Below are 11,271 nucleotides of genomic sequence, written 5' to 3'. Positions count from 1 at the left end.
CTTTCTGACGCGGTCAGCTGAGACCGACTCAGATGTCGAGGAAGCGGACGTCCTTGGCATTGCGCTGGATGAACGCGCGGCGCGCCTCGACGTCCTCGCCCATGAGGACCGAGAACAGGTCGTCGGCCTGGGCGGCGTCGTCGAGCGTGACCTGGCCGAGCACGCGGTGCTCCTGGTCCATGGTCGTGATGCGCAGTTCCTCGGCGTTCATCTCACCGAGACCCTTGAAGCGCTGGATCGAGTCCTCGCGGACGCGCTTGCCGGCCTGGCGGCCGAGCTCGATGAGCGCGTCGCGCTCACGGTCCGAGTACGCGTACTCGAAGTCGTCCCGGCCCCACTTGATCTTGTAGAGCGGCGGGCGCGACAGGAACACGTGCCCGGCCTCGACCAGGGGCCGCATGAAGCGGAACAGGAAGGTCAGCAGCAGGGTGTTGATGTGCTGGCCGTCGACGTCGGCGTCCGCCATCAGAATGATCTTGTGATACCGGAGCTTCGCGATGTCGAAGTCCTCGTGGACTCCGGTGCCGAAGGCGGAGATCAGTGCCTGGATCTCCTGGTTCTGAAGGATCTTGTCGATCCGCGCCTTCTCGACGTTGAGGATCTTTCCCCGGATCGGGAGGATCGCCTGGTACTGCGGGTTGCGTCCGGACTTGGCGGAGCCGCCGGCGGAGTCACCCTCGACGATGAAGATCTCGCACTTGGTGGGGTCGTTCGACTGACAGTCGGAGAGCTTGCCCGGCAGGGAAGCCGACTCCAGGAGGCCCTTGCGGCGGGTGAGGTCACGCGCCTTGCGGGCCGCCACGCGCGCGGTGGCCGCCTGGATCGACTTGCGGATGATGTCCGCGGCCTCGACCGGGTTGCGGTCCAGCCAGTCGTTCAGGTGTTCGTAGACCGCCTTCTGGACGAAGGTCTTGGCCTCCGTGTTGCCCAGCTTGGTCTTGGTCTGGCCCTCGAACTGCGGCTCGCTCAGCTTGACCGAGATGATCGCGGTCAGACCCTCGCGGATGTCGTCGCCCGTGAGGTTGTCGTCCTTCTCGCGGAGCAGCTTCTTGTCGCGCGCGTACTTGTTGATGAGCGAGGTCAGCGCCGCACGGAAGCCCTCCTCGTGCGTACCGCCCTCGTGGGTGTGGATGATGTTGGCGAAGGAGTACACGCCCTCGCTGTAGCCGCTGTTCCACTGCATCGCGACCTCGAGGGACAGGCTCTTGTCCCTGTCCTCGGCCTCCAGGTCGATGACGGTGGGGTGGACCGCCTCTCCCTTGCGGGAGTTCAGGTACTTCACGAAGTCGACGATGCCGCCTTCGTAGTGGTACGTGACGGTCTTGACCTCGTCCTTCTCGTCGGCGCCCGCCTCGTCCGCGCCGGCGGTGGCCTTCGCGGAGTCGCGCTCGTCCGTGAGCTTGATCGTCAGGCCCTTGTTGAGGAACGCCATCTCCTGGAAGCGCCGCGAGAGCGTCTCGAAGGAGTACTCCGTGGTCTCGAAGATGTCCCCGTCGGCCCAGAAGGTGACCGACGTGCCGGTCTCGTCCGTGGCCTCGTGCTGAGAGAGAGGGGCCGTGGGGACGCCCAGCTTGTAGTCCTGCGTCCACCGGTGGCCGTCCGTCTTGACCTCGACGGAGATCTTGCTGGACAGGGCGTTGACGACGGAGACGCCGACGCCGTGCAGACCGCCGGAGACCGCGTAGCCGCCGCCGCCGAACTTGCCGCCCGCGTGCAGCACGGTCAGCACGACCTCGAGGGCCGGCTTGCCCTCGGAGGCGACGATGCCCACCGGGATTCCGCGGCCGTTGTCGACGACGCGCACGCCGCCGTCCGGGAGGATCGTGATCTCGATCGTGTCCGCGTGGCCTGCCAGCGCCTCGTCGACCGAGTTGTCCACCACCTCGTACACGAGGTGGTGCAGTCCACGCTCACCGGTCGAGCCGATGTACATGCCAGGTCGCTTGCGGACCGCGTCCAGACCCTCGAGGACGGTGATGGCACTGGCGTCGTACGAGGATGTGACCTCGCCGTTCGCGCCGGCGTCGGTGGACGGGATGTTCTCGTTGGGGTTGCCGGAATCGGCCACGAAGCGCCCTTTCTGGCACAGCACAAGCCGAACTCCCGGCGGGTGGCCGGAGCGGCTGCGGCGTGTTGCGGTGGTAAGCCTTGGTCAGCGTTGCTCGGTGCGTCCCACTAGTGGGGCGGGATTAGCTTCCAGTCTACCGGTAGCGCTGACAGTGATGGGGGTTTGCCGGTGCCTGAGTCCGCATGTGCCGCCCTGAACCGGTCTCGCCCGACTCCCCATATGCGGACCCGGGCCCAAAGAGGCTTACAGCGGCACTCAGCCCTTCCGGGTGTCAACCCTCGGCCACCGGTCCACCGCGGCGCCGTCCACAGTCGCTCGCGGTCACCCGAGACGGTCGGCGAAAGCCCGTCGAGCGGGCTTCGGACGGGCGGCCGAGGCCGGCTTCGAATATCCCCCGACAGGCCTCTGACCAGCGGATATCGATGGTCCACCGAGGCACGGGGCAGGGGGTGGCACGGGGCGGCGCACCTGGTGGACGACGGACGTCGAGGGGCGTGGGGAACAGGGGGTCACGTGCGGGCGGGATCGGTCGAGGGCCGTGAGGCGCGGCGATCGGCCGCCGTGCGTGCCGGAAGCCGTCGGAACCCACCCCGGACCCGGACCGGACGCGCTCCGGTCCGGCCGTGGACGACGGCTTGAATCAGCCCCTCGATTCCGGGCGGACCCGGTCGCGGGGAGACGTCTGCGGCACCGGTCGTCCCGGGGAAGTCACGGCGCCGGCCCTACGCCGGGGACGCGAGGGCGGTCGGCGCCGACCGCGGGATGTCCGCGCGGGTGCGCCGTCCGCGGAGCCGGTCACCCGTAGGTGTCGCCGGGGCCCGTGCTGCCCGGTGCGCGCAGCGGCCCGTACCGGCGCGGGGGGCCCGTCGGCCCCTGGACCTTGATGAGGCGCACCGTGCCGTGGCCGAGGTCCTGGTTCAGCCGCGCGACCAGCTGCGGTGCCAGCAGGCGCAGCTGGGTCGCCCAGGCGGTCGAGTCGCACTGCACCGTCAGCACCCGCTCGTCCGGGTCGTCGTCGTAGCGCAGCGGAACGCAGTGCTTGGCCAGGTCGTCGCCGACGATCTGCGGCCACCGTCCCATCACGCCGCCCACCGCGGCCGGGGTCTCCCATCCGCGCTCGGTGAGCAGCCGGTTGATGGCGGAGCCGAGCGCCATGGGGTCGCGTCCGTCGGCGCCCGACCCGGAGCGCAGACCGCCGCCGCGCCGCGCCTGCTTCTTCTGCTGGGCCGCGTCCCCGCGCGCGCGTGCCTGCTCCTTCGCGGCGCGCAGTGCCACGCGCGCGAGGTCGACACCGGACGGCTCCGGGGTCTTCCTGCCGGACGCGGCACCCTCCGGGCCCGCTCCCGATGTGTTCTCCGTCATAGACGCTCCACCGTGCCTTCGGACACGGCGTACCGCGTCCCGGTCAGGACGCCCGGCACGTCGTCGTCCACGGCCGCCGTCACGAGGACCTGCTCGCCGGGGGCGACGAGTTCCGCGAGGCGTTCCCGTCTGCGGCTGTCCAGCTCCGCGAAGACGTCGTCGAGGACCAGCACCGGCTCGTTGCCCTCGGCCCTGAGCAGGTCGTACGAGGCGAGGCGCAGCGCGAGCGCGTACGACCAGGACTCTCCGTGCGAGGCGTATCCCTTGGCGGGCAGCTGGCCCAGCTTGAGGACCAGATCGTCCCGATGGGGGCCCACCAGGGTCACCCCGCGTTCGATCTCCGGCTTGCGGGCCTCCTCCATGGCGGCCATCAGCTGTGCGTGGAGCTCCTCGCGGGCGTGGCCCACGACACCGGGCGAGGACGCCTTGTACTCCAGGGCGAGGGGCCCGCCGCCGGGCGCCAGCTGCTCGTAGGCCTTGTCGGCCAGCGGCTGGATCGCGGCGACCAGGTCGAGCCGGTGGGCCATCAGCTCGGCTCCGACGCGCGCGAGGTGCTGGTCCCACACGTCGAGTGTGGACAGGTCCATGGTGCGGCCGCCGTGCCGGCGGGCCAGCGCGGCCGATTTCAGGAGGGTGTTGCGCTGTTTGAGCACCCGGTCGTAGTCGGACCGGACGCCCGCCATGCGCGGTGAGCGGGCGGTGATCAGTTCGTCGATGAAGCGGCGGCGTTCCCCGGGGTCGCCCTTGATCAGGGCGAGGTCCTCGGGCGCGAACAGGACCGAACGCACGATGCCGAGGACGTCACGGGGCCTGACCTGGGAGGACCTGTTGATCCGGGCGCGGTTCGCCTTCCCGGGGTTCAGCTCGAGCTCGATGAGCTGCTGACGCTCGCCCTGGCGGACGTTGGCCCGGATGATCGCCCGGTCGGCGCCCATGCGCACCAGCGGCGCGTCCGAGGAGACGCGGTGGCTGCCGAGGGTCGCGAGATAGCCCACGGCCTCGACCAGGTTCGTCTTGCCCTGTCCGTTGGGCCCCACGAACGCGGTGACGCCCGGGTCGAGCGGGACCTCGACCCGGGCGTACGAGCGGTAGTCGGCCAGCGACAGATGCGTGACGTGCATGGTCGTTCGCCGACCTCCCCCAGCGTGGTGTTTCGGGTGTTGCGGGTTCTTCCCGGGGTCCTCGCGGACCCCGGTCCTCAGGTTCTTCCCCCGGCTGTGGACAACCGGGTCACCCCGGGGTGTGCAGCTCCCGGGGCGTCGATCAGGCCTTCTCGACGGCGTGACCGCCGAACTGGTTGCGCAGCGCGGCGATCATCTTCATCTGCGGCGAGTCGTCCTGCCGCGAGGCGAAGCGGGCGAAGAGCGACGCGGTGATCGCGGGCAGCGGCACCGCGTGGTCGATGGCGGCCTCCACGGTCCACCGGCCCTCGCCGGAGTCCTGCGCGAAGCCCTTGAGCTTCTCCAGGTGCTCGTCCTCGTCCAGCGCGTTGACGGCGAGGTCCAGCAGCCAGGAGCGGATGACCGTGCCTTCCTGCCAGGAACGGAAGACCTCGCGCACGTCCGTGACGGAGTCGGCCTTCTCCAGGAGCTCCCAGCCCTCGGCGTAGGCCTGCATCATGGCGTACTCGATGCCGTTGTGGACCATCTTCGCGAAGTGGCCCGCGCCGACCTTGCCGGCGTGCACCGCTCCGAAGTCGCCCTCGGGCTTGAGCGCGTCGAAGATCGGCTGCACCGCGGCGACATGCTCGACGTGGCCGCCGTACATGAGCGCGTAGCCGTTCTCCAGGCCCCAGACGCCGCCGGAGACACCGCAGTCGACGAAGCCGATGCCCTTGATGCCCAGCTCGACGGCGTGCTTCTCGTCGTCCGTCCAGCGCGAGTTGCCGCCGTCCACGACGACGTCGCCCGGCTCCAGCAGGGCGGCCAGTTCGTCGATGGTGGACTGGGTCGCGGCGCCCGCCGGGACCATCACCCACACCACGCGCGGACCCTTGAGCCTGCCCACAAGTTCTTCCAGGCTGTGGACATCGGCGAGGTCCGGGTTGCGGTCGTATCCGATGACGGTGTGACCTGCGCGGCGGATCCGCTCGCGCATGTTGCCGCCCATCTTGCCGAGGCCGACGAGACCGAGCTCCATCAGTTGTTCCTTAGGGGTTGCGACGTGGCGTGAGGGCACTCTCGTACCTGGTCCGAGCCTAAACCGGGGGGTACCACCCACGCCTTTCGGGCACCGGCGGAACTCACGCACATCTGTGGGCATATCCGCTCAGACGTATGCCCAGCCCTCGGTGCGCCCGCCGGTCTCCCGGACCGGCGGGCTTCGGGGTCAGCCGGACAGGCGCACCGGCATGATCAGGTACTTGTAGGCCTCGTCCGCCTCGGCGTCCACGGCGGGCTTGCCGCTGAGCAGCGCCGGCTTCGTGGAGGTCGTGAAGGAGAGCTGGGCGACCGGCGAGTCGATGGCGCTGAGCCCGTCGAGCAGGAAGGTCGGGTTGAAGGCGATCGAGACGTCGTCGCCCTCCAGCTGGGCGTCGACCCTCTCCACAGCCTGTGCGTCGTCGCTGGAGCCGGCCTCCAGGATCAGCACGCCCTGCTCGAAGCTCAGCCGCACGGGGGTGTTGCGCTCGGCGACCAGGGCCACACGCTTGACGGCCTCCACGAAGGGGGCGGTCTCGATGACGGCGATCGAGTTGAACTCGGTCGGGAACAGCGAGCGGTACTTCGGGAGGTCGCCTTCGAGCAGACGGGTGGTCGTCCGGCGTCCGGCGCCCTCGAAGCCGATCAGGCCCTCGCCCGCGCCGGAGCCGGACAGCGCCAGGATCACGCTGTCGCCGCCCGTGAGGGCCTTGGCGGTGTCCAGGAGCGTCTTGGCGGGCACCAGGGCGACCGCGGACGCCTCGGGGTTCTCCGGCTTCCACAGGAACTCGCGGACCGCGAAGCGGTAGCGGTCGGTGGAGGCCAGGGTGACCTTGTCGCCCTCGATCTCGATGCGCACACCGGTGAGCACGGGAAGCGTGTCGTCGCGCCCGGCGGCGATGGCCACCTGGGCGGCGGCGGAGGCGAAGACCTCACCGGGGACGGTGCCGGTCGCCGACGGCATCTGGGGCAGTGCCGGGTACTCCTCCACAGGCAGGGTGTGGAGGGTGAACCGCGAGGAACCGCAGACCACGGTCGCCCGTACACCGTCTGTGGAAATCTCCACCGGCCGGTTGGGGAGCGCGCGGCAGATGTCCGCGAGGAGGCGGCCGGACACGAGGACCGTGCCCTCCTCGTCGATCTCCGCGTCCACGGAGACCCGGGCCGAGACCTCGTAGTCGAAGCTGGAGAGGCTCAGTGCGCCCTCCTCGGCCTTCAGAAGGAGGCCGGCAAGGACAGGAGCCGGCGGACGGGCCGGGAGGCTGCGTGCCGCCCAGGCCACTGCCTCCGCGAGTACGTCGCGTTCCACCCGGATCTTCACCGTTGCCGCCTCCGTCTGTTGCCGGCGCTCTCGCCCTGCTGGCCTTCGTCGTCTGACTCGGTGTCGCTTCGACCGCTGAGGGGAAGGACACCGGGGACCAGTCTGACGCACGGCGCTGACAGTCGTTGCCCCTCGGGGTCAAGTCGTGCCGAGCGGGAGTCGAGCGTCCGAGGGCAAGTTGTGCACAGCCCCCACTTCGAAACGATTCTCAGGCTCTCTCTAGTTGGTCTTAGTAGTAGGGCCTGTGGAAACCGTGGATAACCCCGTTTTCGCAGCTCAGAGGCGATTTTTTGTCCACCGAGCCTGTGGGTGAAGGCGGTGGACAACCCGGGGTATCTGTGGACGACGAAAAGTTCTGCACACTCGGTCCACAGCTAGGGGCGAGTTCTCCCCAGCGTCGTCCCCAGCTTTACCCCGGTTCCCCACAGGCCAATCCGGCACCTTGGTGTGACGCCTTTCACTCGACGCGGTGAGATGGCTCAGCGGGTTGCCGAACAGTGGACAGAGATGTGGAGAAGCGGGAGATCGCTGGGGACAACCGGCTCGGACCTGTGGGTCGCCGGTGGACAACCTTGCGCACAGGCTGTGGATCCCTTCTTCGTCCACAGCCTGTGGAGAGACTTTTTCCACGAATCCACAGGCGGCTGACCTGGTCTGATGGTCTTTCAACAGTGCTGCCTGTGGACAGGATCTGGACAACTTCTCAGTCCCCAGGATGTGGACGGAAGAAAGTCACCACATCTGTGGAGAGTGGCCGTAACCTCGCCCCGATTCGAACAGCAGGTGTCGGGTTGGTAGCGCCGAAAACGGGGCGCGAACCCTCGGAACGCGGCTCCGCGGCCCTCTGAACGCCGTCCCGAAGCCCTCTGAACGCCGTTTCGAAGCCTTGAGGACGCCGTTTCGAAGCCTTCAGTACGCGTGTGGGAGGTCGCCGGAACGCCGTCCCCGAAGTCCCCGGGACGCGTGTCCGAGGTCGCCGGAGAGCGTCTTCGGACCTCGCCGGAGGCATCCAGGAAGGGGCGGGAACGGCGAAGGGCGCCCCGGGACGAGGTCCCGGAGCGCCCTTGGACGGATGCGGCCGCAGGCCGGCCCCCGTCAGCCGTTCTTGATGCGGTTCGTGAGTTCGGTGACCTGGTTGTAGATGGAACGGCGCTCGGCCATCAGCGCGCGGATCTTGCGGTCGGCGTGCATCACGGTCGTGTGGTCGCGGCCGCCGAACTGCGCGCCGATCTTCGGCAGCGACAGATCCGTCAGCTCACGGCACAGATACATGGCGATCTGCCGTGCCGTCACCAGGACACGGCTGCGCGAGGACCCGCACAGATCGTCCACCGTGAGCCCGAAGTAGTCGGCGGTCGCCGCCATGATCGCGGTCGCGGTGATCTCGGGGGCCGAGTCCTCACCGCCGGGGATCAGGTCCTTGAGGACGATCTCCGTCAGACCGAGGTCCACCGGCTGCCGGTTGAGCGACGCGAACGCCGTCACCCGGATCAGGGCGCCCTCCAGCTCGCGGATGTTGCGCGAGATCCGGGACGCGATGAACTCGAGGACCTCCGGCGGGGCGTTGAGCTGCTCCTGGACCGCCTTCTTGCGCAGGATGGCGATACGGGTCTCCAGCTCGGGCGGCTGGACGTCGGTGATCAGACCCCACTCGAAGCGGTTGCGCAGCCGGTCCTCCAGCGTGACCAGCTGCTTGGGCGGCCGGTCGCTGGACAGAACGATCTGCTTGTTCGCGTTGTGCAGGGTGTTGAAGGTGTGGAAGAACTCCTCCTGCGTCGACTCCTTGTCCGCGAGGAACTGGATGTCGTCGACGAGCAGGATGTCCATCTCCCGGTACCGCTTGCGGAAGCTGTCGCCCTTGCCGTCGCGGATGGAGTTGATGAACTCGTTGGTGAACTCCTCCGAGCTCACGTACCGCACCCGGGTCCCCGGGTAGAGGCTGCGGGCGTAGTGCCCGATCGCGTGCAGCAGGTGGGTCTTGCCGAGGCCCGACTCCCCGTAGATGAAGAGCGGGTTGTACGCCTTCGCCGGCGCCTCGGCGACGGCCACCGCGGCGGCGTGCGCGAAGCGGTTCGAGGCACCGATGACGAACGTGTCGAAGAGGTACTTCGGGTTCAGCCGCGCGGTGGGCTCACCCGGACCCTGCGCCGGCGCGGGCGGCGCCGGCTTCGAGCCGGGGCCGCCCGCCGACGACAGCGCGGGACCGCCCCTGCGTCCCTGACCGCTGTCGGAGGGGTCGTTCTGATCGCGGCGGTCGGGGCGCTCGTAGTCCTGGCGCTGCTGCTCGTAGGGCGAGCGCTCCACCGGCTGGGGCCGGTAGTCCTGCGGCGGCGAGGCGTACGGGTCCCGCTCGGGGAAGCCGAGGCGCTGCTGCTGCCAGCCGTAGTCGTCCTGGGAGTGGCGCGGCCAGGCGCCCGGCTCCGGACGCTGGTAGTCCGGGTACGCGGGACGGGCGGTCGGCAGCTGGTCGCCCGGGGCGCCGGGCAGGGGCTCGGCACGGCCGCCGCGGTGGTCGTCGGCGCGGTGGCGGCCGTAGCCCTCGTACCCGTCGCGGCGGGAGTCGTACGGGGAGCGGTCGTCGCGGCCCTGCGGCTCGTACGCCCCGCGGTCGTCGCGGCCCTGGCCGCCGTCGTAGCCGCGGTCGTCCCGTGCCTGGCTCTCGTAGCCGCCGCGGTCGTCCCGGGACGGCGCGCCCTCGTACGAGCCGCCGTCGTAGCCGCCCCGCTCGTCGCGGCCCTTGTTCTCGTAGGGGTCACGGCCCTGGCCGGGTCCGGCGGGGAGCTCCGGCTCCTCGTAGCGGGGCGGGGCGGGCATGGGAGGCTCGCCCGCGGAGTCGTCGACGGTGATGGCGATCCGGATGGGGCGGCCGCACTCGCGGCTCAGCGTCTCGCTCACGATCGGAGCGAGACGGCCTTCCAGCACGTTCTTGGCGAACTCGTTGGGGACGGCGAGCAGAGCGGTGTCCGCGACCAGCGCCAGGGGCTGGCAGCGCTTGATCCAGTGCTCGTCCTTCACCTCGACACCCTGCCCGCGGCCCTCGCCCAGGAGTTGTTCCAGTACGCGTGGCCACACTGCGGCAAGATCGGCAGGTACGTCAGCCACGGGGCACGCTCTCTCACGGGTCCCACGAACGTGTGGTTCTGGGAACAGGTTGGGAAGTCAGTCGCTTGGGGCGGGGGGAACAAAGCCGCTGGGGCGGCGGGAAGGGAACGAATCGGAGTTCAGCCACGGTAGTCAGGGCGACGGGTACGGTTCAAGTTGTTGTCCCCAGCCTGTGGACAGTGTCCCCCGCCGGGGGTGGGTTTGACCGGATGGCGTAGCCGCGCGTACCGTAACCAGGTCGAGTTGTCGATGGCTGCTGCCGCCTGCCTCCGATGGGCACAGATCACGAAGAGTGATCGGGAAGCGGTGCACTCGGGCGTAATGCGAGTTTCCTCGTGGGCGCACGGTGACAGCCAGGACGGCACCCCGCCACCACCGATTCTTTCTGGAGCCCCCGAGTGAGCAAGCGCACCTTCCAGCCGAACAACCGTCGTCGCGCCAAGACCCACGGCTTCCGCCTGCGGATGCGCACCCGTGCCGGCCGCGCGATTCTCGCGAACCGCCGTGGCAAGGGTCGCGCCGCCCTGTCCGCCTGATTACTCACAGGTCATGATCTCGTGCTGCCTACCGAGCATCGGCTGAGGCGGCGCGAAGACTTCGCGACCGCGGTACGCCGAGGACGCCGGGCCGGACGCCCGCTTCTCGTCGTCCATCTACGTAGCGGTGCAACGGACCCGCACGCGCCTGGGGAGAGCGCTCCCTCGACGCGTGCGGGTTTCGTCGTGAGCAAAGCCGTGGGCGGAGCCGTCGTGCGCAACAAAGTGAAGCGCAGACTTCGCCATCTGATGCGCGACCGAGTGGCTCAGTTGCCCCCCGGTAGCCTGGTAGTCGTACGAGCGCTGCCCGGTGCGGGTGACGCCGACCATGAACAGCTGGCCCGAGACCTGGACGCCGCTCTCCAGCGGCTACTGGGAGGGGGCGCGCGATGAAGTACCCACTGCTTGCTCTCATCAAGCTGTACCAGTGGACGATCAGCCCGTTGCTCGGGCCGGTCTGCAAGTACTACCCGTCGTGCTCCCGATACGGCTACACGGCCATCGACCGGCACGGTGCGATCAAGGGAACGGCACTCACCGCCTGGCGCATCCTCCGGTGCAATCCGTGGTCGCTGGGCGGTGTGGACCATGTTCCGCAGCGCAAGCGTCCGCGGTGGCACGAATTGCTGCGTAACGCCTGGCGTGCACGCAAGGGCGGGACCTCCGCCGCCGAACCGGCCACCGGGGACACCACTGCCCCGGGCCCGGCCGCCGAGACCCCGTCCCATGCTCAAGGAGCTTGAT

Annotated in this window: 9 protein-coding genes; 3 read left to right on the top strand and 6 right to left on the bottom strand. The window is 69.3% G+C overall.

Annotated elements, in window-relative coordinates; translation table 11 throughout:
- Positions 1–28: 28 nt before the first annotated feature.
- The 6 genes from gyrB to dnaA all read right to left on the bottom strand — a co-directional run bounded on the left by gyrB (position 29) and on the right by dnaA (position 9,991).
- Positions 29–2,092, bottom strand: a complete 2,064-nt coding sequence (gyrB, locus tag ACZ4AA_RS20690) for a DNA topoisomerase (ATP-hydrolyzing) subunit B (RefSeq protein WP_467603955.1) — start codon at positions 2,090–2,092, stop codon at positions 29–31.
- 771 nt (positions 2,093–2,863) lie between these two features.
- A complete protein-coding gene (locus ACZ4AA_RS20685; protein ID WP_467603951.1) occupies positions 2,864–3,430 on the bottom strand; it encodes a DciA family protein in 567 nt (188 codons plus the stop codon).
- Complete coding sequence (gene recF, locus ACZ4AA_RS20680) at positions 3,427–4,551, bottom strand: DNA replication/repair protein RecF (RefSeq protein ID WP_467603950.1); 1,125 nt, start codon at positions 4,549–4,551, stop codon at positions 3,427–3,429. Before recF ends, ACZ4AA_RS20685 begins: the two co-directional genes overlap by 4 nt.
- A gap of 142 nt (positions 4,552–4,693) precedes the next feature.
- On the bottom strand, positions 4,694–5,569 hold the full coding sequence (gnd, locus tag ACZ4AA_RS20675; RefSeq protein WP_467603947.1) for a phosphogluconate dehydrogenase (NAD(+)-dependent, decarboxylating): 876 nt from the start codon (positions 5,567–5,569) through the stop codon (positions 4,694–4,696).
- A 189-nt stretch (positions 5,570–5,758) separates the two neighbouring features.
- Positions 5,759–6,889: a DNA polymerase III subunit beta gene (dnaN, locus tag ACZ4AA_RS20670; protein WP_326786746.1), complete on the bottom strand. Its 1,131-nt coding sequence runs from the start codon at positions 6,887–6,889 to the stop codon at positions 5,759–5,761.
- A 1,095-nt stretch (positions 6,890–7,984) separates the two neighbouring features.
- Positions 7,985–9,991, bottom strand: a complete 2,007-nt coding sequence (dnaA, locus tag ACZ4AA_RS20665; RefSeq protein ID WP_467603944.1) for a chromosomal replication initiator protein DnaA — start codon at positions 9,989–9,991, stop codon at positions 7,985–7,987.
- A gap of 398 nt (positions 9,992–10,389) precedes the next feature.
- On the opposite strand from dnaA, the gene rpmH reads away from it, so the two are divergent.
- From rpmH to yidD, 3 genes are read left to right on the top strand one after another with little or no spacing between them, the layout of a single operon-like run.
- Positions 10,390–10,527, top strand: a complete 138-nt coding sequence (gene rpmH / locus ACZ4AA_RS20660) for a 50S ribosomal protein L34 (RefSeq protein ID WP_008741645.1) — start codon at positions 10,390–10,392, stop codon at positions 10,525–10,527.
- A 21-nt stretch (positions 10,528–10,548) separates the two neighbouring features.
- Positions 10,549–10,920: a ribonuclease P protein component gene (gene rnpA, locus ACZ4AA_RS20655; protein ID WP_467603940.1), complete on the top strand. Its 372-nt coding sequence runs from the start codon at positions 10,549–10,551 to the stop codon at positions 10,918–10,920.
- A complete protein-coding gene (gene yidD, locus ACZ4AA_RS20650; protein ID WP_261703725.1) occupies positions 10,917–11,270 on the top strand; it encodes a membrane protein insertion efficiency factor YidD in 354 nt (117 codons plus the stop codon). The genes rnpA and yidD overlap by 4 nt, the downstream gene beginning before the upstream one ends.
- Position 11,271: the final 1 nt, after the last annotated feature.

The sequence above is a fragment of the Streptomyces sp. NPDC024698 genome, assembly GCF_055559015.1.
Note: the sequence above shows the minus strand (reverse complement) of the source record. Positions and strands in the feature narration are given on the sequence as shown.